We start from the raw sequence: 26,786 nt of genomic DNA, 5'->3' as shown, positions 1-26,786 counted from the left end.
GTATTCAGGTGAATATGATAGCTCTCTTTGTGGGTATAGCGGCACTGCTGACAGGTATTCCCATAATTCTTTCTCACAGGAAGATCGGAAACTATTATTATCTTCTGGGACGAAACAGGGAACAGCAGGTGCCACTGTCAGGGTTGTCCGACCAGTGGAAGTTTGTTTCTGAGGATGATGCAGCCAAATGGTTTCTAGTCGGTGGTATTGGAGACATGATTTTCGGGATAGCGATGATCTTAATCGCTGTCATATTCAGCTGAATCCCACAAAGTCGCCCACTGCCTGTCAATACACGCAGTCGGGGAAGGTACATACGTCGGCTGGCTTCACGCTGCGGTACATCTCGATCCCCCTCCACGGCTCCCCCAGGATGCCGTCGTGGATGGCCCAGGAGCGCCCGCGCACCGTCTTCTCCGCGCCCGGCTGGCGGAAGGGCGTGCTGCCGTCGAGCTTCTCGAAGAATTCCCCGCCCGGCTGGAAGCCCTCCTGGATTTCGTCCATCTTGCGGCGCCCCCGGATGTAGTTGAAGCCGTAGCCCTCGAAGACGATGGCGTTGTTGTAGGCCAGGGGCTCGGCGATGATCATGTCCTGCCCCATGGCATAGACGAAGGAGATGGCGATGGGGATGAAGAACTTCAGCATGCGCAGCCCCTTCCTCACCTGCCCCGGGGCCAGCCCCGCCTCCATGGCCCTGATCTCCTCGGGGATGTTGCGCCGCACCGTGGCGAACTTGGTGCGTTTGCCGATCTCGTCGATGTCGGTGTTGAAGCGGGGGCTGTGGGGGTCGTTGATGATGAGGAAGTTGATGTCGATCTTAAAGAAGGCGGTGTCCTCGATCTCCAGGAAGAAGATGCAGTCCTGGTCCTGTGGGTATTCCCGCACCTCGATGATGGCGAAGGTGCCCCTGGGGGGCGTCTTGAAGGTGACCACCCTGTCCCCGTAGTTGTTGGTGAGGGACTCCCGGTCGATCTCGAAGAGGTCGAAGATGCGGTCGGGTATGAGAAGGGAATAGACGCGCTCCTTGGTGTCCTGGTCCAACTGGTTGAGGTCGTGGATATTGCGATGGGGGGCGTCCCCCACCAGGCGGTTGAAATCGCGGACTATTCTGTCGGGGCTGCTTTCCTCCATATGCCACCCTCCGTCCATAACGAGCAAATATCAAGCAAGAGACTATAGCAACGAAAAAGGCAGCGCAATCACTCCGTTCCCCAGGGGCAGGCTGACGTCTCCGGCATGGATCACGTAGCCCGGAGCAACCCGGTCACCAAAGGAGTCCTTGAACGCCGCGATCCCGGCCGTCATGCCGGGTAAGGGCGTCGAGGTCAGCTTCACCTCAATCGGGACCAACTCGCGCTCGCGTTCCATGACCACGTCCACCTCGGTGCCGGTCGAGGTCCTCCAGAAGTACATCCTGGGTTCCTCCCCACGGTTGAGCATCGATTTATATATTTCCGAGAGCACGACCGTCTCCATTATGCTGCCGCCCATGGGCCCCAAAGCGGCATGCTCGGGATCCTTCAGCCCGGTCAGACTGCACAGGGTCCCTACGTCGGAAAAGAAGACCTTTGGCGTCTTTACCAGCCGCTTCCCGATATTCCTGAAGTAAGGGCGCAGGATGATAACCTGGTAGGTAGCCTCCAGGACCGAGAGCCATGCCTTGACGGTATTGACGGCCACCCCCAGATCCCTCGCGATGTCGGTGAGATTGAGCAGCTGGGCGCTTCTCGCGGCCAGGGTGCGGAGGAAGGCTTGAAAGAGGGCCAGATCCCCGACGTGCCTCAGCGTCCTTACGTCGCGCTCGAGGTACGTCTGCATATAGCTGGAGTGCCAGAGAGAGACGTCCCTGCCGGGCTCCGACACCAGCTCCGGATACCAGCCCCGGATAAAGCTCTGCCATAAGCCCGGTCCCGACAGGCCTTCTCTCGCACCGGTACGGTACCCCGGTTCCCAGGGGAACGGCGAGTCGGGCCTGCCGAACGATTCCCTCTGCGTGAGGGGCATCAACTTCAGGACCGCGGCCCTGCCCGCCAGGGTTTCCATAGTCCGTTCTGCGAGCAGGATGTTCTGTGACCCGGAGAGCAGGAAGGCGCCACGCTTGCCGCGGTTGGAATCCACCATCTCCTTTATATAAGGCAGGAGTTCCGGGGCATAGTGGATCTCGTCGAATATGACCGGCGGCTGATTGAAATCCAGAAACCCCCTCGGGTCAGCAACGGCCGCCGCCCGAACGTCCGGGAGTTCCAGCGAGATATACCGGTATTCTTTCATGAAGAGATGCTTGAGGATGGTCGTCTTGCCCGATTGTCGCGGACCGGTCAACACGACCACGGGGAATTCCCGTGCCGCCCGCTTAAGGGGTACTTCCAGGGACCTCTTGATATAGGTGCTGGAGCCTGGCAAGGCCGCCTCATTTCATCACGACAACACTTCGTGCAATTATGCATTTATAATGCACGATTGCAGACTAATTGGCAAGTGTCAACCCTGAGCTTCCTCCTTGCCGCCCGAGAGGCGGTCGTCGATGAAGCCCGCGCAGCGCATGGCCAGGGCCATGATGGTCAGCTGCGGGTTGACCCCGGGGGAGGAGGGGATGACGCTGCCGTCGCAGATGAAGAGGTCTTCCACGTCCCAGCTCTCACAGGTGTGCCTGACCACCGACCACTCCGGGTCTGAGCCCATGCGGCAGGTGCCCAGGGGGTGGTAGGCGCTCATGCCGAAGATGTCGGTGGCGCGCACGCGGGAGCGCTCCAGGCGCTTGAGGTCGCGCGCCCCCGAGAGTTCGTAGTGGCCCGCGAAGGGGGTAAAGACCTTCTTCGCGCCCGCCGCGAACCAGACCTCCGCCATGAGCACCGTGGCCGCCTTGGCCTTGTCCACGTCCTTGCCCCGCAGCATGTAGAGCATGCCGGGACGGTAACCGGGGCGGCGCAGGTCCACCACGCGGCCCCAGGAATCGCTCTCCGACACCATGCCCCCGAAGACGCCCATATCGGGATAGGAGGCCATGAGGGAGGCGTTGCGCCTGCCCGCGAATGGCAGGGCCAGGGAGTGTATCTCGGGGGGGACGGTACCCCCCTCCAGCATGATGCCCTCGCCCTTGAACTCGTCCACGTAGCAGCACTGGGGGATGCCCCTGGGCGGCCCCAGCGGCTCGCCCATCAGCGCCACCGTCTGGGTGGCGGGGTGTATCTGCAGGTTCTTTCCCACCTGCCCGCTGGAGTTGGCCAGGCCTTGTTTGAGCAGGAAGTAGGGGGAATAGATGGCGCCGGCGGCAAGCACCGTCACCCGGGCCTCCACCTCGATACGCCTGCCGGTGGGCCTGCCGGTGGCGGGGTCCACGAAGAAGCCGGTGACGCCGCTGGCCCGGCCGCCCGCCGTTTTGATGCCGTCGGCGCGGCAGCGGGTGTAGATGTCCGCCCCCGACTTCACCGCGTCGGGGATGAAGGAGACGTCCACGCTCTGCTTGGAACCGGAGGGGCAGCCGAAGACGCAGGAGCCGAAGCCCTCGCACTCCTTTGCGTTGCGCGGCAGCCAGCCGCAGGAGAGCCCCAGCCTCTCCGCCCCCGCCAGGAAGGTGTTCGCCACTTTGCCCGCCACCTCGGGGTCGGCCCGCTTCACGAAGAGGAACTCCTCCAGGTGGCCGTAGATGAGGTTCAGCTCTTCCTCGGTGATGTCGGTTAGGCCGTGCACCAGGTGCCATTTCTTGAGTATGGGGCGCAGCACCCGCAGCGCCGTGCCGGAGTTCACGGTGGTGGTGCCGCCCACCGTCTTGCCCAGGGGCAGCAGGATGAATGGAACCCCCACGGTGATGGTCTGGGCGGCATCGCGGTACATTTTCATGTAGGACTCGGCCGGGTTGAGGTTGAAGTCCTCGCGGGTGAAGTAGCCTCCCTCTTCCAGCACCACCACGGAATAGCCCTCGCCGGCCAGCTCTCTCGCGATGGGGCCGCCGCCCGCGCCGGAGCCGATGATGGCCACGTCGGCGGTGCGCGAAACGTCGCCGTTGACGTCCTGCGGACCCAGGATCATGGCTGCCCCTCCCGCTTCGGGGGGAGTTCCTTGTCGCGGGTGACCACGCGCAGGTCCGACTCCTCCTTGAGCGCCGCGGCGTCGAAGCCCATGGGGACGGCCACCTCGGGGCGGCGGTAGTAGGACATGAGCAGGGGCAGGCCCAGAAGCACCCCGACGCCGCGTATGAGAGGGTTACGTGAGGCGATGAGGCGGTTGAGGAGGTCCTGCTGGTCTTCCACGCCGAGGCGGGAGAACGGCTTGCCCTTGAGGACGAGGGAGAGGGCGCGCAGCGAGAGGTTGCAGAGGAAGAAGACCGCTTTCAATTCGGGTGCCCCGGCCTCGAAATACTCCGCGATGAACGCGATCTGCCCATCGGGATCGACCGGCGGCAGGCCCTCCGCCTCACCGATATAGGCGACGATCAGCTCCTGCATGTGCCGCCGGGAAACGCTAAACATACCTTCCCTCCCCCCGGGATGTCGCCGGTCTCGGGTGCGGCCCCCCATGCTCTTCCCGCCCCATGACCATATGGCTCTCATTACGCTACATTGATATTAGCATAGAGCCGCGGCGGAACCGCCCGCGGCGGCGGAGCTTCTTAGACCGTGATGGCGTGCATGCTTGCGTCCCGGCCTGCCGCCGGTCATGGCGGAGGGAAGGTATGTGGGCATATCATGCGGGAATAAGGAGAAAGGCGGGCTCGTTCAGAAGACAGCAAGAGGAGGCGGCATGAAAAGGACGGCACTCGTTCTGTTCGTGGCCATGATCATCGCGACCGTGGCGCTGCTCGCGGGATGCGGGAGCAGCGGAGGGTCGACATCGGGGGATGATGGTGGCGGCGTCGAGGGAAAGGCCCAGGCCCTGGTATTCACCCAGCCCGGCTGAAGCCCGTGCGGACCGGCCGCAGCTCTCGTGCAGAGCCTGGTGAAGGGGCAGGAGGACGTCATCGCCTTCCGCGAGATCGACGTATATAAGGACTCCGCGGCCGCGGACAAGTACGACATACAGGCTACCCCAACGGTGATCATCCTCGACGCGAACGGCAGGGAGGTCTTCAACGAGGCGGGAATACCCGACGAAGGCGAGCTGCAGAAAGCCATAGACAAGGCCACTGCGTCCTGACCGCTGAGCGCGGCGGCAGGCCGCGCGAGGAGCATGCCGGCAGGGTCGGACACCGTGAGCGGCGGCAGCAGCTACCGGTCGCGCCGTCAAAGACGATGGAGGACAGAGCGGTATCGGCAGGCGCCGGATCGTGAGAGAACGGGCGGCCTTCCCCTCATCCTTCCAGCGCCGCCCGCGCCCTTTTTCCCAGCCTCAGTTCCTCTCCCGGCAGTTTCCACCCGGAGGATATGGCCCCGTAGCGGCATGCCTCCTTGCAGGCCAGGCAGCGGACGCAGTCGGGGGAGTTGGGGTCCTCGGAGATGTCGATGTCCACGGGGCAGACCTCGCGGCACTTCCCGCAGGCGGTGCACCTCTCGTCGTCCACCGCCATGCGGTAGAGGCTGACCCGGTTGCACAGCCCCCACATGGCGCCCAGGGGGCATACGGCCCGGCAGAAAGGGCGCTTGGAGACCATCATCCACAACAGGAACGCGGCGAGGATGGCTATCTTCAGCCAGAAGAACCAGCCGGCTTCCGGCAGGGGAGCATCGGGCGGCACGGCCTTGAGGAGGACGCCGCCCTCCAGCGCGCCCGCCGGGCACAGGCGCGAGAACCAGCTCTGCGCGGTGATGAAGGGGATGAGGGCCGCGACCACGACGAGGAAGAAATACCGGCCATAGTTGATGCGGCGTGGCAGCCGCCATTTGGGTAGGGGGACCTTGTATAGCAGCTCCTGCAGGAAACCGAAGGGGCAGATCCAGCCGCAGGGGAGCCTTCCCGCGATGACCCCCACGATGCCCACGGAGGCCAGGACATAGAGGAGGGCGCCAGCGGCCAGCCTGAACTCCCTCACCTTGAGCGAGAGCAGGCCGAAGCCGTGCTGCAGGCTGCCGACGGGGCAGGAGAAGGCGGCCAGGGGACAGGCGTAGCAGTTGAGGCCCGGGGCGCATACGTATTTGGCCCCGCCCTGGTAGATGGTCCGCGAGCTGAAGTACTGGAAGTAGGGATTGAGGGCGAGGAGCGCGGCGACCTGGGTTATCCTACGGGCGCGCATAGGCTAGACCAGCCCTATACATTCGAGTCATATGATGATGGCATGGGCGTAAACGGTGCGCGGCCCGTCGAAGATGGCGGAGACGGCGATCATCGCCAGCAGCCCGGCGAGGACCAGGAACGCCGGCCTGATCTTCCTCCCCCAGAGCGATATGGGATTCCTCATCTGCAGGCAGCACCTCCCGGCTTATCTTGTCTGCGAATATCGTACGGTCTTCTCCTTTTCAACCAGCGCCCCCCTTACTTTTTCTATGCGCGCGGCCGCAGCCCTTCACGATATGCGTTTGAATGCGGCGGGGGAGGGCCGCGGATATAATGGAGGGGCGGAATCGGTTCGGTCTGCGATGCGAGGGAGGAGCCATGGGGGAGAGAGATGCGGGACGTTCTTTCACCGTAGAGGACCACGTCTTCAAGAGCAGGCGCAAGAGGTGCGCCGCGTGGCTGTACCGCCCGCAGGGGGCCGAGCGGCCCCCCGTGGTGGTCATGGCCCACGGGTTCGGCGCCCAGCGGGACTTCGGCCTGCAGCCCTTCGCCGAGAGGTTCGCGGCGCGGGGCATGGCCGTCTTCCTCTTCGACTACCGCAATTTCGGGGCCAGCGAGGGCAAGCCGCGCAACCTGGTGAACCCGTGGCGGCACCTGCGGGACTGGAAATCGGCCCTGGCCTACGTACGTTCCCTACCGGACGTCGATACAGGAAAGATCGCGCTGTGGGGTTCCTCCTACAGCGGCGGCCACGTCATAGTCACCGCGGCGCGGGACGGCGAGGTGGCGGCTGTTTCGTCACAGGTTCCCTTCGTGGACGGCATCACCACCGCTCTCTATCTGGGTCCGAAGCACGTCATGCGGGCCACCGTGGCCAGCCTCAGGGACGTGGCGCGCATCGTCACGGGAAGGAAGCCCTACTGCTCCCCCATCGTCAGCGACCCGGATACCTTCGGCCTCATGAACACGCCCGAGTGCAGACCGGGTTACATGGCCATCGTCCCCGAGGACACGGACTGGAAGAACGAGTGCCCATCGCGGGCCGTGCTCGAGCTGCTCTTCTACCGCCCCGTAACCTACGCCAGGAAGGTGATTTGCCCCGCCCTGGTGATCATGGGGGAGAGGGACACCCTCATCTATCCCAGGTCGGTGGAGAAGACCGCCTCCCGCATGCGCGAGGTCACCCTTGTCCACCTGCCCACGGGCCACTTCGACATCTACAGGGGCGAGTGGTTCGAGCGAGTGGTGGAGAGGCAGGCCGATTTCCTCTCCCGTTGCCTGGGCCTGTAGCCGGGCGCCCGCGGGCCGCGGCGGTCGGATGCGTGGAGGGCTTGGACCGCTCGCGCCCGGGCGAAGAGCCGCCTGGCCGGTCCCCAGCTCCACTCCGACCCCGGTACCCGCACCGGGTCTCGGGCGTCCCTGGCCGTCACATAAACCGTGCCGACGTTGACAGGGTGCAGGAAAGGGGATAACCTCGTGTTATGTTAGCGGAATGACATGTCATTCTATAAGGGGTAAAGATGGAGTCCTCCCTCGCGACCCGCAGGCGCACCGAGATCATGGAGGCGGCGCTCAAGGTCTTCTCCGAGAAGGGCTTTCACGCCGCCAAGATCGAGGACATCGCCGCGGAGCTGAATATCGGACACGGCACCTTCTACCGTTACTTCGAGAACAAGCTGGATATCTTCAACCACGTGGTCGAGGGTATCGTGAGCATGATCACGGAAGTGGTGACCGACGTAAACCCCCACGATGCGGAGGACCTGGAGGAATACCGGCAGCAGCTGGAGACCATCGGCGACAGGCTCTTCGGGCTCTTCAGGTCCAATCCCTCCATCTCCAGGGTGCTCTTCTACGAGGCCTTCGGCATCGAGGACCCGGGGCTGAGGGCGAGGATCCAGGAGATATTCGACCTCATGGGCAGGTATATCGAGCTCTACCTCGAGAACGGCATGACCAAAGGCTACATTCGGGAAGACATGCACGTAAGGGAGACCGCCCTGGCCATGGGCGCGGCTCTCTTCGAGGCTTGCAGGAGAGTGGTCTCGTCCACGGACCCCGAGGCGGAGCTGCCGGTGTGGAAAGAGACCATCATCAACTTGATCCTGCAAGGGGTGACGAAGCGATAGGGCGCCAGCGAGGGTGTGTGGGCCCTCGTGTGACATACATTGCATGGGAACTGTCGGCTGAAGGGGAACGGGTAAGACGGACAGGAGGTGGGATGGATGGTTCAGGTGGACGTGTTCTGGTCCTACGGTATAGGGTCCAGCTTCGCCCTCGCGGCCTTCCGCCAGCTGCGCAAGATGAGGGTCGAGAACGAGGTGAGAAGGTGGAAGCTGGGATGGGGCAGGCAGGCGTCCCCGCCCGGACTGGCCGAGCTCGAGGGCGGCCAGGAATTGATACCCGCGGGAACGGTCAGCCAGGAGGAACTGGATTTCCAGCGCATAGTAGACCGGCTGCAGGCCAATGGCTTCAAGCCGGGAGAAGTGGACCTCAAGAGCCTCAAGGGGATCCAGCAGACGGTCAAGGCATGGTTCGAGGCCAACGAGGACGCCTTCAACAACAAGTTCTTCCTGAAGAACCTGCTCTTCCTCTCCCTGCTCTTCGTGCCCTCGGGCGCGGTGCTGCTATGGTCCAATCCCAGCTGGGAGACCATGCAGGTGGGGAAGTACGAGACCATACCGCAGTGGCTGGTGGGCATCTTCAGCACCACCAACGTCACCCAGGGGCTGCTGGGGTTCTTCCTCACCTACAAGGCGCTGATGAAAGGCAAGTATTACCAGGCCTCGATGCATACGCTCCTCTCCTACCTGGGGTTCTTCTTTATCCTCGTCAACGGCTGGGACAACAAGGGATACCAGCGCTTCTTCTCTAAGAACCGCCAGTCCTTCGACGAATGGCGCTGGAGGAACGTGGTGCCGTGGGCGTTCTCGGATGTTTCGATGATACTGCTCACCTACGGGGCGGCCTTCCTGCCCCTCATGTACTACTGGATCATCGACTGGTTCCTCAAGGGAGAGGACGCGGAGAAGGGCCGGGAGGAGAAAGAGCTGCCGGACCGCATACCAGAGGTGCTGGGGAAGCTCAATGAGGTCAACCTGGCCATCTTCGGGGGTGCCCTGGGGGGGGCCATCGCGGCCACGGTGATGGTGCGCCGTCTCGGCTGGGGCCCGGGAATGGCTGCATGGGCCGCGCTCATGGGGTTGAGCCTAAGCAAGGTGGGAATCGGCCCTGTTCTCTGCAAGAGGATCTTGGGGGTGGACTCCCTCGATGACGTGCCCGTGGAAGAGCTCGTGGCCAGGGCCATCTCCAGTGAGAAAGAGCTGGTGGCCGCGAACGCATAGCCGATGGAGTCGTGCCCGCTCGTGAAAGCGAGCTTCCCGCGAAGGGCGGCCCCCCGCCCTTCGCCTTTTCATACCCGCGGGCAGGCCACTGGCGATATGTGCCATCCACCATCACTCCTGCAGCCCCCTCCTCCTTAACGCCCGGCATGCCTACGCGTTACTATGGTGAGCATATGAGATGCGGTTGCGAGTGCGGGATAGGGCAAGGAGGTCGTCATGCAGGTGGAAACGGAGAAGAGCGGCAAGGTCTTCACGGTGATCATCAACCGCCCGGAGGTGAAGAACGCTATCGACTACGAGACCTCCCGGCAGCTCGGCGACGCCTTCCGCGCCTTCGAGGCCGACGGGGAAGCCTGTGCGGCGGTGCTGTGGGGGGCTCACGGCACCTTCTGCGCCGGCGCGGACTTAAAAGCCCTGGCGGCTGACCCAATGCAGGAGGCCTTGCGCCTCAACGAGGACATGACGAAGGACGGTCCCCTGGGACCGACGCGCATGCTCCTATCCAAGCCGGTCATCGCCGCCATATCCGGGTACTGCGTGGCGGGCGGGCTGGAGCTGGCGGTCTGGTGCGACCTGCGCGTGGCGGAGGAGGACGCCGTGCTGGGCATCTTCGAGCGCCGCTTCGGGGTGCCGCTCATCGACGGCGGCACGCAGCGCCTGCCCCGGCTCATCGGCATGAGCCGCGCCCTGGACATGATCCTCACCGGGCGGCCGGTGGGGGCGCGGGAGGCGCTGGAGATGGGGCTGGTCAACCGCGTGGTCGGGAAGGGCGAGGCCAGGGAGGCGGCGGAGGAGCTGGCGGCCCAGCTCGCCGAGTTCCCCCAGACCTGCATGCGCAACGACCGCGAGGCGCTCTACCGCGGTATCGGCATGACCTTCGACGCCGGACTCGAGATGGAATACAGGCTGGGCATCAAGACGCTGCAGAGCGGGGAGTCGGTCTCCGGCGCCGGACGCTTCACGGAGGGCGAGGGCAAACACGGCAAGTTCTAGACCGTTACATCCGTCCGTGACCGCAACGGTCTTGGTACCGGCGAGGATCGGTATAAAGGTTGCCCGCGTCTTGGACGCGGCCGATTTCCGGGCGTGACCCCTCGGCTTGCCACATCAGGGGATGGTAGCGGTGTCGCCGTGGACGGTCATGGGGGTGCCCATGGCGGCGGAGAGGCCAGCCACCTGGCGCAGCCACACCACCGCCTCGGTGCCGCCCATGAGGGCCGGCCTGCCGTTGGAGATCAAGGCGGGATAGATGGTGGCGCCCCTAAAGCCCCCGCTGTCCAGGGTGATGCGGGCCAGGATGGTGAAGTTGCACTGCGGGCTGCCCGGGTTGAAGACGAAGTTGCCCAGGGAGTAGGCGATGAGCCTGCCACGGTAGACCTCGAAGCCCTGGATGACGTGGGGATGGTGCCCCAGCACCAGGTCGGCCCCGCGGTCTATGGAGAAGCGGGCCAGCTCACGCTGGCGGCCCCCGGCGGTGTATTCCCGCTCCGTCCCCCAGTGGAAGGATACTACCACCAGGTCGGCGTTCTCCCGGGCGGCGGCGATATCCCTGGCGATCCCCGCACCGTCGGCGGCGTTGGCCACGCCCGGGTAGCCCGGCCCGGCGGTCCAGCCCGGCCAGTCGATATCGTTGTAGGCGAGGAAGGCCACGCGCAGTCCGCTGGCGGTTACGCAGGCGGGGGAGTGCGCGGCGGCGTAGTCCACCCCGGAACCGCAATGGCCGATGGCGCCGTTGTCCAGGAAGAAGAAGGAGTCCAGGATGGCCTCGGTGCCGAAGTCGCGGGCGTGGTTGTTGGCGTGGGAGACCACGTCGATGCCCGCCCCGCGCACAGCGGAGAGAGCGTACGGGCTCCCCCGGAAGGTGAAGGCCTTGCCCGGCACCGGGCTGCCGCGGAAGGAGATGGTGCACTCGAGGTTGGCGAAGGCCAGGTCGGCTGACTGGAGCAGGGCGGCCGTCCCCGTCCAGGGATAGTCGTAGGAGTACCCCTGGCCGAACTGGTTAAGGTCGAGGTTGACGTCTCCCACCGCCGCCAGGGTGACCGGAGCGGCACAGCGGTAGGAGAAGTACATGGGGCGCTCCACCACCAGCCCGAGGTCTGAGACCAGGCGCACCGAGACGTCCTTGTCCGGACCGGCGATCTCCCGCACGCTCAGGGTGAGGCGGCTGCGCCGCTCCAGGGCGCAACTGGTACCGGTCACGCCGCCGCCGGAGTCCATGCAGCTCACCTGGACGCTGGCACGCTCGTCGTTGGGGTTGAGGATGCACAGGAACTCGTCGAAACCCCCGCGGGTGCATCCCTCCGCGACAAGGGCCACGGTCGTGGGCGCCGTGCACCCGGCGCTGATGTGTCCACCGCGCTGTCGTCCCAGGCGGGAGAAGTACAGGGGGCGTTCGGCCACCAGGGGCGCCGGCGAGGATACCTCGCATGACACGTCCATCCCCGGCCCCACCGCCTCGTTCACGAACACCGTCTGGCGGCGCCTGGCCGGCACGTTCACCTCCAGGCGGCGTATCTCTCCGCCCTGGGACATGAAGGCAAGGGTAGCCCTGGTATCGGTTGTCTCCGGGTTGAGGAGGCAGATGTATTCCTCGAACCCGGGCTGGGTCGTGCCCTCCGCGAAATACCATTTCCTGGAAGCTTCGCGTGACCCGAGGGCGTCATGGCCGCCGTCCCACTCCCCGCGGTAGTTGAAATAGACCGGCCGCTCGGCGACCACCGCCCGGTCCGAGGTCACGCGCAGGGAGACGTCGCGTTCGGCGGGGACAACATCGTTCACGCACAGGGTAAACCTGCTGCGCGGCTGCAAACGGTAGCTGCCTTTCAGGCTATCGCCCTGCCCCGTTCCCAGGAGGAAGTCCACCGTGACCATTGCCGCGACGTCCTGGGGATTCGAAAGACACAGCCAGGTATCGAAGCCGGCGCGGGTGGTGCCCTCGGCGAAGAGCCACTGCCGGGAGGCGGACACGGCGCCGTGCTCGCAGTGCCCGCCCGCCAGGCCGCCCGCGCCGTAACGGAAGTACATCGCGCGCTCAGCCGCCACGGGGCGATCGGACGCCAGCAGCACCGAGACGTCCAGTCCGGTCCCCGCGGCCTGGTTCACGTTCAGGGTGAAGCGGCTGTGGGGCGGCAGGTCGGCGCGGAAAGGAGCGCCTTCCCCGCCAGACAGCAGGAAGTGGAAGGTCAGCCGGCAGGGGTCGCCACCCGGGTTGAGCACGCACAGCCATTCGTCGAAACCGGGCCGGGTGGTCCCCTCCGCGAAGAACCACGAGGTGGAAGTGGTTTCCAGCGCGGCCCCGCAGTGTCCACCGCTCCAGTCCGCTGCAGCCGGGAAGGGGGCGAACAGGGCGGGGAGGGACAGCGCAACCGCGAGAGCCAGTGCGAAAGAGAGCCTCGTAACCTTCATCTCCCCGGCTTTCATCCCCGTTTCGCCACTCGCGTCCACTACGCGGCGGCCGCTACCTGATGACATTCTAGGACGAGGTGGCGGGGTGATGCCAGTGCTCCAGGACATCGCATCTTCGCCTGCCGTTTTCAGGAGTATCCAGGTGGGCGTAAAGCGGCAGCGGGGACGGAGACGAGGTGGCGGGATGGTGACAGCGGCATGGCTCCGTCGCCTCCCGGTCTTCCGCCCTTCAGCCTCTCACGGCATCTCGAATGCGGTGGCGAGCTCGCGGACGGTCTCCGCGACGGCGGCGCGAGGCTCACCGCGATAAACCGCGGCGATGCAGCCGGCGACGGCCTCCATCTCACCTGGCCCCATGCCGCGGTGGGTTGCCTCGGCGGTCCCCAGCCTCCCCCAGGCGTCGATGAAGATCGACACTTTTTCCAGGTCGCGGCAGAGTTTCTCCGCCTCCTCCGTGGCGAGGTCTAAGAGGACATGGTGGGACGAGGTGTAGCCGCGGTCCGCGAAGCGCACCGGCACGCCGTGCTCGTCAAGGGCGCGGGCGAGGGCGCGGGAGTTCTCCACCACCCTGGCGCCGTAGCCGGTATCGCCCCGCATCTCCTCCAGGGCCACCCCCAGGGCGGCGATGCGGTTGAGGTGCGGATTGTCCACCAGGCCGATGCCCGCCTCGAGGTCCAGTTCCAGCATCCCGCGCATGGACGAAGCCATTCCCTGGGAATCGCTTAGAACGAGCCCGCCCTGGGGCCCGAAGAGGCTCTTGTGAGTGCTGCCGATGAGCAGGTCCGCCCCCTCCCGCAGCGGGTCCTGGAATTCCCCGCAGGCGATGAGGCCGAGCACGTGCGAGCCGTCATAGACGAGGAGGCAGCGATGGCCGGCCTCATCCAACCCCCGCCGGATATCCTCGACGGGGTGGGGGAAGGGGATGAAGGAGGCGCCGAGGAAGGCGAGAGCCACCCTCTCCCGTACCAGCAGTTCCACCGTTCGCGCCGCGTTTACGGCCAGGCTGCCGTGGTCCGCGGGGATGTCCAGGCGGCGGCGGTGGAACTTCTCGATCCCGAAGGGGTAACCGCCGGCGGCGAAGGGGAGCATAGCCACCGCTTCGCCGGGGACGGTGAAAGCGGAGACCGCCGCCAGCACGCAGAGGTTCCCCGAGAGAGAAGAGACCAGGGCGTGCCCGGATCGGAAGATCTCTCTGCCCAGGCGTTCAGTCTCATCGACGATGGCGCGCGCGAAAGTGGAGCCGCCATAGCCCGCGTCCTGATACCTGCCCGCCAGGTCGCTGGCCAGGGCATCCCGCACCCGCCGCGAGAGGCGGTTCTCCGATGCCACCAGGTTTAAACCGTTTGCGCGCAGGCGCTCGTGCCGTGAAACAAGGTCCCATATCCCCGCGCTGTCCAACTGCCCGTCTCCTTTGTTGCGCTCGCCACCACCGCGGCGGCACGGTTTATATTCCTCTTTATACCAGGTCGGTATCGGCCCAGGTGAGTACCCAGTTCATCGGGTCCGTGGCGTGATCGAAGTCGAGATCGGGATCCAAGACCCGGAAGGACAGGTTCAGGTCGCGAGGCATGAAACGGTTGGACACCATGAAAAACCCGAGGCTCCGCAATGCCCGGGAATAGGCGTTCCTGCCCGTCATCATGCAGCTGATGGTCTCCACCCCCCGGGCCTCGAACCACCTGGCGGCCTGGGCGACGAGATACCTGGCAGGGCGCAGGGAGAGAGGGTGCACCAGTATGTCCACGATGAACCCGATGCGGAATCCCTCGTACCCCATGACCGTGAGGACGATGTAGCCCGCTTTGGTGTCCCCGCCCACCTTCGGGTCGAGGAAGATCACCGTGTAGTCCATCTCGGGATGGCGGTCGAAGCGCCAGCGCAGGAAGGCCTCGTCCCGTTTGAAATGGATTCCGCACCCGTCACGCGGATAGCCGTCCTTGCTCAGCCCGTCTTCAAACCCCCGCCTCTCAACGTGCCCGTAGCGTCTGTCACGCAGCGAGGGCATGGCGATAAGGCGGTAGGCGGCGCGCAGCAGGACGTTCGCGGCGGCGGCTGCCCGGGCCGGAACTGCCGTCCATCCCATCCCCTTGAAAAGGGACGAGATATCCTCGAGCCGCCAGTATAGCGGCGCTTCCCCCAGGTAATGGGGGCTTTTCTTGATGGTGGGCCCGGTGGATTTGTCGTTGGGGAAGCTGGTGACCAGGGAGATACGGCCTTTCATATGCTGGCGCATGCTCTCGATGAGGAAGAGACCGATGCCCATCCTCTGCCGGTCGGGGTGGATCATGAGGTCGAGGCGCAGCGCTCCCGGGATCTCCCGGCCGCGAAAGACGATGGTGAAAGGCAGGCCGGCATAGTGCCCACACAGGGCGCCGTTCTCATCCCTCACCAGCAGGATGTTGTCGGTGCCGCCCGGGAGTTCGCCGTACCTCCACCGCCACAGGGCGAGGCTGCGCTCCTCCCCGAAGGCCGCACGGAAGAGCGCGAGGATGGCGTGCTCGTCGCCGGGCCGGTAATGATCGACTCTCCAGTCCATGATCGGCATACCCTCCCCACGGTGCTCATCCTCTCATCGGGACACCCGCCGAATAGATTATACCCGGGTGTACCCCTGGTGGTCGCGGGAGTGAAAGCCGCGCATCGCCGGCGTGGGAGGCAGACAAACTGGGACGCGCCTTCCGATCTGCGGCGGCCGTTCATCGCCCTCGTCTCGCTTTGGGTATACTGATGGCGGTGCTCATCGCGGGTAAGGAGGGCGGAGATGGCGGCAGAGATCGAGGTCGTGGGGGCGGGACTGGCCGGCCTGGTGGCGGGGATAGACCTGGCCCGCCGGGGCTTCCGGGTGAGGATACACGAGGGCAGGGAATACATGGGGGGAGACCTCTCCTACGCGGACTCCACCATCATGGACGTCCCCGCGGTAAGGAGCGAGCTGGGCGTGGATGTGGAGGAGGCCCTGGAGCCCTGGACCCTGACCCGGGCCTGGGCCTACGGCAGGAAGTACGAGTTCGGCCTGCCGCGCGGCGTGGAGGGTTTTACGGTCGAGCGGGGGAAAGGGGAGCACTCACTGGAGAACGCGCTCTACCGCCAGGCCCAGCGGGAAGGCGTGGAGGTCATCCTGGGAAGTAGGCTCTCCAAGCGGGAGATAAAGGAACTGCCGCCGGGTTCCATCCTGGCCACCGGGCTGGACCGCGAGGCCTTCGAGGCCATGGACCTGCCCTGCCGCCCCTTCTTCTGCCACATGGCCACGGGCAGGGGAGATCCGTCACGCCCGAGCGTCATCATCTACCTGGACGCCTTCACGCGCGAGTTCGGCTATTACTTCCAGCGCGGAGAGGCGGCCGGGGCCCTGGTCTTCAGCGTGCAGAGGCCCCTCACCGACGGGGAGAAGGAAGAGTTCAAATCCAAGCTGGCGGCGGGGGACGGCATCGAGTTCGAGGGATGGGACGACCGCGTGGCGTCCTGGGCCGCCTGGCCACTGGGCAGTTGGAGCAACCGCCGCCTCTTCCAGGGGGATAAGATCCTGGCCGGGACCCTGGCGGGACTCATCAGCCCGGTGCTGCTCTTCGGGGTCAACGGGGCCCTGGTCTCGGGGAAGATCGCGGCGATGGCGGTTACGGACCGCGACGCCGCCATGCGTGAGTTCAGGCGGCTCACCCCCCTCTACTGGCCGCAGTTCGCCTTCCGCAAGTGCCGTGAGTACCTGCCCCACCCCGTGCTCAAGCCGCTGACCCGGGCAATCCTCTCCACCTATGACCCCGATTCTTTACCATACGGGATGCTGTTCACCCTGTGGCCCCCCGGCTACCGCTACCGCAGCAGTTGATGGGGTCAGGTCTTCTTTTTTTGGATACCCCGGTATGTTAAAGAAAATGCCTCATTTATGGCCCTGATAAGCAGGCATTACACAGTACATGACATATTCTGGGATTAAAAAACAAGACCTGACCCCATCGGGCGGGTGGCAAGTATTTGGAAAGGAGCAGTCTCTACGGTGTGGGATATGTTTATTCAGTTTTTCTGGCGGCTCTTCAAGGGGGGGCATTATAGAGAGTGGAAGAAACTGTGGCGTGCCACGAGCAGGCAGCAGAAGATAAATGAACAGAGACAGAGGGAAAGGCATAAAAGGGGAGAGGCCCAACGAACACGGGCCTCTCCGTTTAAATCACTTGGGTCAGTCGATCTTCTTGAACATCTTCCTGGGGGCGCCGCAGATGGGGCACTTGTCCGGGGCTTCCCCCTCCACGGTGTTGCCGCATACCTGGCAGACGTAGATCTCGGTCTCCTCGATGCTGCCCAGGTTGTCGAGGTACTTCTGGTAGAGACCGGCGTGGATCTCCTCCACGGCGTTGGCGTTGGCGAAGGACATCTCCGCCGCGCTGTTCCCCTCTCCCTTGGCCCGCTCGATCATCCCCGGGTACATCTTCTTGAATTCCTCGGTCTCGCCGGTGATGGCAGCGTTCAGGTTATCGGCGGTGCTCCCGATGCCCCCCATTACCTTGAGGTGGGCGTGGGCGTGCACCGTCTCGGCATCGGCGGCGGCGCGGAAGAGCCTGGCCACCTGGGGGTAGCCTTCCTCGTCGGCCTTGGCGGCGAAGGCCAGGTACTTGCGATTGGCCTGCGATTCGCCAGCGAAGGCCTCCTTGAGATCGTCCATGGTGCTCATATCTACCTCCTGAACACTAGTTGGCTTACCGGTATATTGTTCCCGAATCTCCAGAATATAATGCAGGCAAGGCAAGGGATCCAACCATGATGTATATCACCGGCGCCATGCGCCGGCGCTACCCCGCGCCGTGCAGCGCCAGCGCTACCTCGTGCAGTCCCAGCCCTTCCAGTACCTCGGCCTCGGGGCGCCCGCCATCGTCTATGCGGCGCAGGCGGTAATACTCGTCGAGCATGAAGGCGATGTCGACGTACCCGCCGCCCGGGTACCCTGCATCCCTACCGCGCCTCTCCCTCGCGCGCCGCCCCGAGGGGATCAGTTTCCCGGCCAGGTTGACCGTGCGGAAGGTGTTGCGCAATACCACCCTGGCATTGAAGAGTTTAACGTATGCGAGGAGCTTCTCGCTCTTTATCATCGCCATGAACCAGTTGTTCGCCCTGAGCACGGGATTGAGCGCACCGAGCAGGTCGGAGGACTTGCCCTCCAGGTGGGGCTCCACGATACGGCGCGGGACCTCGTCGTCCGCCCTGGCCATGCCGCAGAGGTTGCCGATGGCCCGCTTGAGGTACCAGATGCGGTTGCCGGTCTCCAGCATCTCATCGATGCTGAGGCGGTATCCGGTGACCGCGTTCAGCATGTCCCTGAGGATGGCGAGGGTGGAGCCCGTTCCCTTCCAGGCGAAGATGCAGATAACGGCGGAATCGCACACGGAGGCTATGGCCTGGGAGTGGATGGTCATAGCGGCCTTCCCCTCCCGGCGCAGGGGCCTGGTGCGGGGGAAGCCTATCTCCTCGAGGTCATCCATGCCCATCTCCAACCCGAGGTTGGTGTCGCGGTTATGGCAACCACCCCGGATGCTGGTGGCGTAGCCCAAGCCCATCGACCACAGGGTGCGGGGATCGTGCATGGGACATTCCATGCCCTTGATCTGGATGGCGTATTCGCGGCCGCCGTATCTATCCGCCAGGGCACGGCATCCCTCCGCCAGCTCGTCGCCGAAACCCTCGCGGCGGGCGATCTTGCCGATGAGCGCGATGAGCTGGTCGGGCCTGCCCCAGTCGAGCTCCATGCCGTCGGTGACGTTCCCATCGATCAAGCCGTTCCGGAAGGCCTCGATGGCCCAGGCGATGGTGCCCCCGGTGGAGATGGCGTCCATGCCGTAGGCGTTGCAGAGGGCGTTGGCCTTCACCACCGCGTGCAGGTCGCCGACCCGGGGCATGAACCCCAGGGAACCCACGCCCTCGTACTCGGGCCCCGGCCCCTCGGGCATGGCGTATTCCCCGTCCGTTATCTCCACTACGCGTTTGCAGGCGATGGGGCAGGCGTAGCAGGAACGCCTGGCGGTGAGGATGGTGTCGGCCATCCTCACGCCGGAGAGGTTCTCCATGCCCTCTTTCCACTGCGCCTCCCGCCAGTTCTTCACCGGCGTGTCGCAGATGGCCGAGGAGAGGTCCACGCCTCCCGTGGTCCCGAAGAGGTTCAGGCCTTCGGCGAAGAGGCTCCTCTTGATATTGTCGACCGCCAGGTGACGCACCTCCTTGTAGCCTTCCTCGTCCGCGATACGGTACTTCATCCTGCCGCGCAGGACCACGGCCTTGAGGTTCTTGGAGCCCATCACCGCCCCCATGCCGCAGCGCGCCGCCAGGCTTCCCTGCTCGTTGACGACGGCGGCGTATTTCACCAGGTTCTCACCGGCTTGTCCGATGCACATGACCTGGGCGCGCCTGTCGCCCACCTCCTCCTTCAGGGCCGCCTCCGTCTCGAAGGCATCCATGCCCCACACGCGCGAGGCGCCGCGCAGTTCCGCGCCGTTATCGCTGAGGAAGAGATATACGGGCTCGGGTGACGAGCCGGTGAAGACGATGCCGTCGCAGCCGGTCCCCTTGAGTTGGGGCGCCGCCTGGCCCCCGATGCTCGCCTCCCCCCAGATGCCGGTGAGGGGAGAGCGGGCGCATATATCCAGGCGGGAGCAGCCCGGCAGGCTGGTGCCGGAGAGCGGGCCGCTCATGAAGAAGAGGGGGTTGTTCGGCGACAGCGGGTCCGCCTCGAAACCTTTGAGTTGGAAGAAGAGCCAGGCGGCGAGCCCCGAGCCGCCCAGGAAATCGCGGTACGCTTCCTCTTCTATCTCCCAGTCCGCGATCTCTCCCGAGGTGAGATCGACCTTGAGCAGCTTGCCCCAGTTGCCGTACATATCTTTCCCCCCGATATCAGCAAAGCGTTCCAGTTTGCCCGTGCCTCGCACCCAGCCCGGCGGAGGTCAAGTCCCCCGCAGGCGGGGGAAGAGCGCGCGGGCGTTGTCCTCGTATACCTCCGCGAGCATGCCCGCATCGAAGCCGTCGTAACCCTCGAGGCCGCCGATGGTGGCCACGGTGGCCAGCTCGGGGGCGAAGGGATAGTCGCTGCCGAAGACGATGTGCGCGTTGTCCACCAGCTCCTGCAGGGAGCGCAGGGCGAAGGGCGCGGCGGCGAGCGCGGTGTCGTAGTAGAGCCGCTGCAGGTACGGCAGCACCCCCTGGGGCACCTGTTCCTGCAACCCCGGCCAGAACTGGCCCAGGCACAGCCTGAGGGCGATGTAGGGCACCGTCCCACCGGCATGGGGCAGGATGAGCCTGACACCCGGGCAGCGCTCGAGGGTGCCGCTGAAGAGCAGCGCGGCCACGGCCCGCGTGGTCTCGAAGACGAACTCGATGAGGGAGGAGGGCAGCCGCATCCCCGCTGGCACGTCCTCCTCGGGCGCGTGCGGGTGCATGAAGACCACCGCCTGCCTGCGTTCCAGTTCGTCCCAGAGCGCGTCGTAGGCCGGGTCTCCCATGTAGCGCCCGTCCACGCTGCTGAGCAGCCCGACGCCGTCGAGGCCCAGCTCGTCCACGGCGTAGGCGAGTTCGGCGAGGGACGCTTCCACGTCCGGCAGGGGCAGTACCGCGAAACCTCCGAAACGGTGCGGGTGCTCGCGTATCAACCTCGCAAGGAAGTCGTTGCTCAGGCGTGCCAGTTCCTTCGCCAGTCCGGGGTCTCCGAAAAAGACACCGGGCGCGGAGACCGAGAGCATGGCCGTACCGATACCGTGCCGGTCCATGAAGGCCAGGTTCTCCTCCAGGTCCCAGCGGGGGAAGGGCCTGCCTCCGCTCTCGGTGATTCCCCTGGCCGCGAGCGCCGACACGTACTCCCCTGGCGCTATATGATGATGTATGTCGATCTTCAGCGGTTCAGCGGTCATATCGTCCCTCCAATGCTCCGAGTCCCGGGATCCGCGTGCGTCCCTGGATACGAGCCGCCTTCTCTTTTCTCGCGGTCACTCCCGCGCCAGTTCCTTGAAATGCTCGACGATCGTCTCGATGGGGGTGCCGGGGCCGTAGTTACCACTCACTCCCAGACCCTCCAGGGCTCGCACATCGTCCGGCGTCAGCAGGCCGCCCGCGGCGATGGGTATCTGCGCGGCGCCCTGGGCTTTCAGCGCGTCGGTGACCTGACCGGCGATGATGGGCAGGCTGCCGGTATGGTCGCTCAAGGCGATGACGTCCACGTCCTCGGATACGGCGGCACTGGCGACCCCCTCCGGCGTCTGGTAACGCCCGGTGTAGATGACCTCCATACCGGCGTCGCGCAGGGCGCGGGAGAGGGTCAGGGCTCCCCGCTCGTGGATGTCGCATCCCACCTTGGCGATGAGTACCCTTGTCTTCCGTCCCTCCCTCATGGTCGCTTATTCCTCCACGATCTCGCGCACGAAGTCCGGCATGTCTATCTGCTTCAGGGGGTCGTACTCGATGCCGTACCCCAGGCGGATGACCCCCACGCACTCCCCCAGGGTAAGCCCGGCCTTGGCCGCCTCGATGACCGCGCGCTGCACGTTGCCGCCCTCCCTGGTCATACGCCAGAGGTCCGCGGCGAGCGGTTGAAGGCGCCGTATATCACGGCCTGCCTTGAACTCCCGCACCTCGCGCACCTGCTTTTCGCGCATATCCAAGGTAGGCGCCCTGTACGCGGTATCACGGATAGCATCGTTGATGGGGCCCTCCTCGTCCTGTTCGCAGCGGAAGGCGTTGACCCCGACGATGAGCCTGTCGCCGTCGGCTTTCTCGTACTGCACCCTGGTGCGGCAGGACTCCATCACCGCGTTCAGCCATCCCGATTCCAGGCAAGCGAAGACCCCGCCGTTCGCCTCGATCTCCTCGAGATACGCGTTCACCTCCCCCTCCATCCTGCTGGTCAGCCACTCAAGGTAATATGAGCCGCCGAGGGGATCGGCGGTCAGGGGGACGTTGGCCTCGTGGGTGATGATGTGCTGTGCGTCCAGGTTGAATCTGCGCGCCTCCCGGGAGGGCAGGCCTACGGCCTCGTCGATGCTGGAGGCGTCCAGGGAATTGACCCCGCCCAGCACGCAGCTGAGGATCTGCAGGGTGACGCGGGCGGCATTGTTCAACGGCTTCTGGTGGGTGAGGGAGAGGCCCGAGGTGCGGATGCCTATCTTCAGCTGCATGGCCCGGGTAGTGGTGGCGCCGAACCTCTCCCTGGCGGTCCTCGCCCACATCTTGCGGGCCAGGCGGAACTTGGCGATGGTCTCGAAGAAGTCCGACTCCGCGTCCAGGGAGAAGACCATGGGACCGTACTCGTCGATGCTGATGCCGCGCTCCCGCAGGTCCTCCATGACCGCTGAGGCCACCGCCAGGCATCCCCCCAGCTCCCTCACGGCGTCCATGCCGCCCTGGCAGGGATCGACGCCGTTGGGCGCGACGGGCCGCCAGTCGGGAGTGTTGCGCACGGAGAACTCGATGTGGTCGAGGCAGATGCGCCGGTCTACATAGGTAGGGAAATCGGGGCAGCCGTAGACCAGCTTGGTGCGGACAGGGTCGTTGATGCTGTTGCCGCGCAGTTTGCGGATGTCCATGCCCCGGTTCTCCATCATCGCGACCAGCAGCCCGTAGAAGTACAGGAAACTCGACATGCCGGCGTGGGCCAGCTCGAAGACGGCCTCCCCCAGGGGCAGGCCGGCGAGCATCTTTTCGTAGACGGGCAGGGCGTAGGTGGCCACGCCGCCGCACATCATGCTGTTCCAGGCGGAGGGATGGTCGGGGTCGATGCCGGACTGGGTGGGGAGGTCGCAGAGCAGGCGAAGGTCGGTCATGCCTCCAGTGATGTACTCGCGGAAGGCCCGGTTGGTCTCCTCAGCGGTGGCGTAGCTGACGATGAACGATTTTAGCCACAGGCGGTCGCGGTACATCTCCGGGTAGATACCCCGGGTGAACGGGTATGCGCCGGGGTCGTTGAGGTCCTCCTCGTAGGAGAGGTGGCTCACATCATCGGGGCCGTAGCTGGCTTTCAGCTCGATGCCGCTCTGGGTGGCCGTCCTGACCATATGCCCGGCCAGCCGGTCTACCCTTGTATCATCCGCCATCGAGTTCTCCTCCATCAGCCGCGTGTAACAGCCTGGTCCAGAATACATTCTGCTGGACATATGCTGCCACCAGCCCGGGGAACTACCAGGTCGGTCTCCGCGAGGCTCTGCGAGCGGGACCGTTACCTGGAGGTCCCGGGCCGGAAAAGCTATTCCTAGCCGTATTCTATTATCACGCCGGTGCCTCCGGCGGGGTAGGAGAAGTCGATGGCCCCCGGCTCGCACACTTCCTCGCAGGCTCCGCACTCCAGGCACAGGTCCTGGTAACGCACGGCAAGCTTGGCCTTGCCCTGCTTCACCGCCCATAAGTTGAAGGAACAGACCAGGGAGCACAGCCCGCAGCCGTTGCATTTCTCACGGTCGTAGGAGATGAAGTCCCCCATCTTGTCGGTATCTACGCGCTTGACCAGCTCGAAGAAGTCGATTTCCTCTACGCTCATCCAACTCACCTCCTGCTCCGCTCGTAAACGTCCCGGGGTACGGCCGCATCCTGTTTTATACCCGGCTCCAGGTACGGGGCCAGCCCCTTGGCCAGCCTGGCGATGACCTTGAAGTAGTTCTCGTCAGACAGGCGCCGCAGTACCGGCAGCTTGGGCTTCACGTTGAGCAGGATGCGCTTGACGTTCTTGGGCCAGATGCCCCGGGCCAGGGGCGCGACGTACTCCTTGCCGAAATCGGCGAACTCCGGCGCCAGGTCCATGATGTGTTCCAGGTGCTGGTTTAGGCAGTCCATGTGGGCGTCGCCCCAGTCGAAGACGATGGAGAAGGGATGGAGCATGGAGAACTCCAGAAGCAGCTGTATCTGTCTCTCCATTGCGGCAGGATCGAAGGCGGAAGCGCTCCATATGCTCGACCACTCTTTCCCGAACTCGAACTCCTTGCCCAGCTCCGACGCCTTCCAGCGCCGTTCGTACTCGGCCAGCGCCCGTTCCGAGGCGTCCCCCTTGGAGATGGCCCAGGCGGCGGTCTCCGCCGCGATCTTGCCGGAGGTGAGGGCGTGCCAGACGCCCTCCGCCTCCAGGGGACAGGGGAAGCCTGCGGCGTCGCCGATGAGCATCATGCCCCCCGTATAGGTCTTGGGCGGGTAATCCAGCCAGGGCAGCATGTGGGCCTGGTACTCGCGGGGCTTAGCGTCGATGGCTTTGCACAGGGACTGGAAGACCGGGTAGCTCACCAGCTTCCTGATCATGTCCAGGGGCTTTTCGCTCCAGTCGTCGCGCAGCCACTGGCCCGCGCCGATATGCATGCCGTCGCGGAAATTCACCTGGTAGGTGCCGAAAAGCGATCCGAACCAGCACCATTCGGCGTTGCCGATGATAAGGTCCATCTTTTCCTCGTTGCAGCCGAAGTCCAGCTGCGGCACCAGCGTGCATCCGCCGCCCCAACGTTTGCGCATGCCCGATCTCTTGGCCATGGTGGAAGAGGCGCCGTCCGCGGCGATGACCACCTGCGCTTCGATGGACTCGCCTTTCTCCGTCTTCACCCCCTTCACCTGGCCGTTCTCCATGATTACGTCGTTGACCAGGGTCGAAGTACGCAGTTCCGCCCCGGCCGAGGTGGCCAGGTCGGCCAGGTAAGGATCGAGATCTCTGCGGTAGATGCTGATGCCGTCCATGCCGTGGGGCCAGCGGTTGGCGCAGAGGTCCGACCCGGTGGTCCCGCTCGTATAGCGTAGCCGGCCGTGCTCGTCGACGAGCTTGATCACCACCATCTCTATCTTGCGCACGCTGGGGAGGTCCTGCAGTCCCTCCATTATCTCGGGGTAGTCGCGCCACCACCTCTGGCCCAGGCCGCATCCGGAGGAGTTCTTGTCCCCGGGCTTGCGCCCGCGCTCAAAGAAGACGGTCTTGAGCCCCGCGTCTGCGGCCGTCTTAGCGGCGTAGGAACCACCCGGTCCGCCGCCTACCACCACCACGTCCCATTTTTCCATACCCGAAATACCCCCCTTCCTGATGTGCCCCGAGATACTACGGTGCTGGAGTCATGTTATGTGCGCGAAATGCTGCGATCATGCGTGAGAGATGCTGCGTCGAGGGGCTCTTCCCACGATTAAAGTTAAGTCCAGAAGCCCTGTTCACCCCCATTCCCGTTAAATTATGGGTCGGAACGGGGCGCCAGGAAAGCGCCCCGTTGCCGATAATCGGAACCTCAGGCCGGCGGCCCTTCCTCGGTCCAGGTGAAGCAGGCCGCCAGCCGGTCCAGTTTCGCCTTCACCGCCGGGTCGACCTTTGAGAAGTCGAAATCGATCTCGTCACAGTACATGCCCGTGTCGGCGGCCCGCTTGGCGTCCAGGAAGAGCGATATCTTCTTCTGCCATTCGTTGTAGTTCCCCATCATGGGGCTCACGACCTCGCGCAGGCGGGCATCGGTCACCGACAGCGGCTCCATGCACATCTCTATGGCGGCCACGGAGAACTCCACGAACAGGGGCTCCAGCGAGGCCAGCTGTTTCGGGTCACGGGCGTTGTACTGGAAGATCTCCTCGCAGTGCCCCCAGGTGTTCTGCTCGTAGAGGGCCATGAAGGGATTGTCGGCCAGGTCGTCGAGGATGCCGCCCTTTTCTATCCAGGGCTTCTTGATCTCCTCGCCGACATCGGCCCAGTCCATCTGGGTGTCCCAGGCCTCGTTGCGGGCAAGGGCGGTGCTGAAGAGCCCGCCGGCCCGGAAGACCATGGGTATGGCGCTGACCCTGAGGAAGTTCATGATCATCATGGGTCCGATGGCCGGGGCCTGGGTGGCCTCCATGGAGAGGCCCCCGTACTCGGCCAGGATGGCCTTGAGCGCCGCTTCCTGGAAGGCGATCTCGTTCTCCGAGCTCCCCACCATGACGATTGTGCACCCCCACTTCAGGGTCTTGGAGAGCACGTCCCGGAACGCCCCGGTCTTGGAGATCTTCTGGAGCAGGTGGGGGGCGAAGGTGTTTATATAGGCCCCGACGGCCGTGCGCGTGAAGATGTAGGCCAGCTCCGACTCTCCCATCTTGTACACCGCCTCGTCAAGGCTGCCGCGGTCGGGGAAGAAGCAGAGGTGGAACCTGAGGTTCGGCGGCGGCTCGGTCTGGGAGTCCAGCATGACCCCCTCCGTCTTCATCTGCGGGGGGCCCGGCCAGTTGTAGAGTTTGAGGGAGCATTTGGTGAATATTCCCAGGCCGCCCAGGGCGCCGGCGGAGCCGCGCATGATGCCGCGCAGCGAGGGGCCGGGGCCGTCCGGGTTGAACCACCCCAGGCCGGAATCCAGGGATCCCACCCGCAGCACCTCGCCGTCGGGGAGGACCCATTCCGCGCCCAGGAGGTTGCGGTGCCCGTAGCTCATGTACACGCCGTCCCAACCCACGCCCCACCCCGAGGTTGCGCTGGCCAGGGGGGAGCAGGCGGGCCCCGCCCCGATGATGTGGGTGTTGAGCCCCAGTTTCATGGCCTCGGCCTGAAGCTGGGCGCCGCAGTTATACGGCTCGATGATCGCGTACATGTTCTTCTCGTCGATCTCCAGGATGCGGTTCATCCTGCGCAGGTCCACCTGGACCACGTTCTCATAGGTGCAGCCGGAGTATACCCCCCAGCCGGTGGAGAAGGCCTTGAACTTGAGGCCGTGGCGGTTGCAGGCGCGCACCACCTCCTGCACCTCCTCGGTGGAGGCGGGCAGGACCACGGCCACGGGGCGCTTGACCCACTTGGCGGGGTCGTCGTTGATGGTCGGCTGCCAGGTGTAGCCGTCGAGGACGCCGGGCTCGCGGGAGGCGTACTCGGCCCCCACCGCGGCCTCGAGGTCCGCGTAGGCCTCGCCTGAGATGGTCTCGAAGGTCCTGGTCTCGGTGCCGGTGGTCATCTCGCAC

Annotated in this window: 24 protein-coding genes and 1 pseudogene; 8 read left to right on the top strand and 17 right to left on the bottom strand. The window is 64.8% G+C overall.

Translation table 11 applies throughout. The features are described from left to right. Window positions 1-8 precede the first annotated feature (8 nt). Entirely contained in the window at window positions 9-263 is a 255-nt protein-coding gene (locus tag AB1384_08320) for a hypothetical protein (protein MEW6554273.1), read from the top strand. A 25-nt stretch (window positions 264-288) separates the two neighbouring features. Here AB1384_08320 and AB1384_08315 read toward each other — a convergent pair whose 3' ends face one another. The 4 genes from AB1384_08315 to AB1384_08300 form a co-directional block, all read right to left on the bottom strand. Next, complete coding sequence (locus tag AB1384_08315; protein ID MEW6554272.1) at window positions 289-1,131, bottom strand: hypothetical protein; 843 nt, start codon at window positions 1,129-1,131, stop codon at window positions 289-291. A gap of 42 nt (window positions 1,132-1,173) precedes the next feature. Beyond that, window positions 1,174-2,403, bottom strand: a complete 1,230-nt coding sequence (locus tag AB1384_08310) for an ATP-binding protein (GenBank protein MEW6554271.1) — start codon at window positions 2,401-2,403, stop codon at window positions 1,174-1,176. A gap of 78 nt (window positions 2,404-2,481) precedes the next feature. Further along, window positions 2,482-4,029: a GMC family oxidoreductase gene (locus tag AB1384_08305; protein ID MEW6554270.1), complete on the bottom strand. Its 1,548-nt coding sequence runs from the start codon at window positions 4,027-4,029 to the stop codon at window positions 2,482-2,484. Next, on the bottom strand, window positions 4,026-4,469 hold the full coding sequence (locus AB1384_08300) for a hypothetical protein (protein ID MEW6554269.1): 444 nt from the start codon (window positions 4,467-4,469) through the stop codon (window positions 4,026-4,028). The genes AB1384_08305 and AB1384_08300 overlap by 4 nt, the downstream gene beginning before the upstream one ends. 271 nt (window positions 4,470-4,740) lie before the next feature. Between AB1384_08300 and AB1384_08295 the strand changes: the two genes are divergently transcribed. Both AB1384_08295 and AB1384_08290 read left to right on the top strand, forming a co-directional pair. Beyond that, on the top strand, window positions 4,741-4,896 hold the full coding sequence (locus AB1384_08295; protein ID MEW6554268.1) for a hypothetical protein: 156 nt from the start codon (window positions 4,741-4,743) through the stop codon (window positions 4,894-4,896). A gap of 15 nt (window positions 4,897-4,911) precedes the next feature. Then, window positions 4,912-5,133, top strand: a pseudogene (locus AB1384_08290) (thioredoxin family protein). 154 nt (window positions 5,134-5,287) lie between these two features. Here the strand turns inward: AB1384_08290 and AB1384_08285 are convergent. Beyond that, the gene (locus tag AB1384_08285) at window positions 5,288-6,166 is read right to left on the bottom strand and encodes a 4Fe-4S binding protein (GenBank protein MEW6554267.1); all 879 of its coding nucleotides are present in this window, start codon (window positions 6,164-6,166) and stop codon (window positions 5,288-5,290) included. Between the two features lie 27 nt (window positions 6,167-6,193). Further along, a complete protein-coding gene (locus tag AB1384_08280; GenBank protein MEW6554266.1) occupies window positions 6,194-6,331 on the bottom strand; it encodes a hypothetical protein in 138 nt (45 codons plus the stop codon). Between the two features lie 194 nt (window positions 6,332-6,525). Between AB1384_08280 and AB1384_08275 the strand changes: the two genes are divergently transcribed. From AB1384_08275 to AB1384_08260, 4 genes are all read left to right on the top strand, one after another. Next, window positions 6,526-7,437 carry an alpha/beta fold hydrolase gene (locus AB1384_08275; protein MEW6554265.1) on the top strand — a complete coding sequence of 304 codons (912 nt, stop codon included), beginning with the start codon at window positions 6,526-6,528 and terminating at the stop codon, window positions 7,435-7,437. Between the two features lie 230 nt (window positions 7,438-7,667). Next, a complete protein-coding gene (locus AB1384_08270; protein ID MEW6554264.1) occupies window positions 7,668-8,276 on the top strand; it encodes a TetR/AcrR family transcriptional regulator in 609 nt (202 codons plus the stop codon). 96 nt (window positions 8,277-8,372) lie between these two features. Beyond that, window positions 8,373-9,491, top strand: coding sequence for a hypothetical protein (locus tag AB1384_08265; GenBank protein MEW6554263.1), 1,119 nt, complete (start codon window positions 8,373-8,375; stop codon window positions 9,489-9,491). A 216-nt stretch (window positions 9,492-9,707) separates the two neighbouring features. Continuing rightward, complete coding sequence (locus AB1384_08260) at window positions 9,708-10,484, top strand: crotonase/enoyl-CoA hydratase family protein (GenBank protein ID MEW6554262.1); 777 nt, start codon at window positions 9,708-9,710, stop codon at window positions 10,482-10,484. A 114-nt stretch (window positions 10,485-10,598) separates the two neighbouring features. Here the strand turns inward: AB1384_08260 and AB1384_08255 are convergent, their stop codons facing one another. From AB1384_08255 to AB1384_08245, 3 genes are all read right to left on the bottom strand, one after another. Beyond that, the gene (locus AB1384_08255; GenBank protein ID MEW6554261.1) at window positions 10,599-12,896 is read right to left on the bottom strand and encodes a DUF5719 family protein; all 2,298 of its coding nucleotides are present in this window, start codon (window positions 12,894-12,896) and stop codon (window positions 10,599-10,601) included. Window positions 12,897-13,133: 237 nt separating this feature from the next. Next, window positions 13,134-14,294 carry a hypothetical protein gene (locus tag AB1384_08250; protein ID MEW6554260.1) on the bottom strand — a complete coding sequence of 387 codons (1,161 nt, stop codon included), beginning with the start codon at window positions 14,292-14,294 and terminating at the stop codon, window positions 13,134-13,136. Window positions 14,295-14,352: 58 nt separating this feature from the next. Beyond that, complete coding sequence (locus tag AB1384_08245; GenBank protein MEW6554259.1) at window positions 14,353-15,432, bottom strand: GNAT family N-acetyltransferase; 1,080 nt, start codon at window positions 15,430-15,432, stop codon at window positions 14,353-14,355. 225 nt (window positions 15,433-15,657) lie between these two features. Here AB1384_08245 and AB1384_08240 point away from each other — a divergent pair, with 225 nt between their 5' ends. Further along, entirely contained in the window at window positions 15,658-16,722 is a 1,065-nt protein-coding gene (locus AB1384_08240; GenBank protein ID MEW6554258.1) for an FAD-binding protein, read from the top strand. 348 nt (window positions 16,723-17,070) lie between these two features. On the opposite strand, the gene AB1384_08235 is transcribed toward AB1384_08240, so the two are convergent. The 8 genes from AB1384_08235 to AB1384_08200 form a co-directional block, all read right to left on the bottom strand. Further along, a complete protein-coding gene (locus AB1384_08235; GenBank protein MEW6554257.1) occupies window positions 17,071-17,562 on the bottom strand; it encodes a rubrerythrin family protein in 492 nt (163 codons plus the stop codon). Window positions 17,563-17,680: 118 nt separating this feature from the next. Beyond that, complete coding sequence (locus AB1384_08230; protein MEW6554256.1) at window positions 17,681-19,753, bottom strand: aldehyde ferredoxin oxidoreductase family protein; 2,073 nt, start codon at window positions 19,751-19,753, stop codon at window positions 17,681-17,683. Between the two features lie 66 nt (window positions 19,754-19,819). Further along, on the bottom strand, window positions 19,820-20,779 hold the full coding sequence (locus AB1384_08225; protein MEW6554255.1) for an amidohydrolase family protein: 960 nt from the start codon (window positions 20,777-20,779) through the stop codon (window positions 19,820-19,822). 75 nt (window positions 20,780-20,854) lie between these two features. Beyond that, a complete protein-coding gene (locus AB1384_08220) occupies window positions 20,855-21,256 on the bottom strand; it encodes a cobalamin-dependent protein (GenBank protein MEW6554254.1) in 402 nt (133 codons plus the stop codon). A 6-nt stretch (window positions 21,257-21,262) separates the two neighbouring features. Further along, entirely contained in the window at window positions 21,263-22,954 is a 1,692-nt protein-coding gene (locus AB1384_08215; protein ID MEW6554253.1) for a methylmalonyl-CoA mutase family protein, read from the bottom strand. A 155-nt stretch (window positions 22,955-23,109) separates the two neighbouring features. Beyond that, complete coding sequence (locus tag AB1384_08210; GenBank protein ID MEW6554252.1) at window positions 23,110-23,394, bottom strand: 4Fe-4S dicluster domain-containing protein; 285 nt, start codon at window positions 23,392-23,394, stop codon at window positions 23,110-23,112. A 5-nt stretch (window positions 23,395-23,399) separates the two neighbouring features. Next, window positions 23,400-24,884 carry an NAD(P)/FAD-dependent oxidoreductase gene (locus tag AB1384_08205; GenBank protein ID MEW6554251.1) on the bottom strand — a complete coding sequence of 495 codons (1,485 nt, stop codon included), beginning with the start codon at window positions 24,882-24,884 and terminating at the stop codon, window positions 23,400-23,402. Window positions 24,885-25,102: 218 nt separating this feature from the next. After that, window positions 25,103-26,786, bottom strand: a 1,684-nt coding sequence (locus AB1384_08200; GenBank protein ID MEW6554250.1) for an FAD-binding oxidoreductase, incomplete at its 5' end; no start/stop codon positions are given.

This window comes from Actinomycetota bacterium (assembly GCA_040757835.1).
Classification (GTDB): Bacteria; Actinomycetota; Geothermincolia; order Geothermincolales; family RBG-13-55-18; genus SURF-21.
The sequence above is the reverse complement of the archived record's forward strand: the minus strand, read 5'-3'. Positions and strand labels throughout refer to the sequence as shown.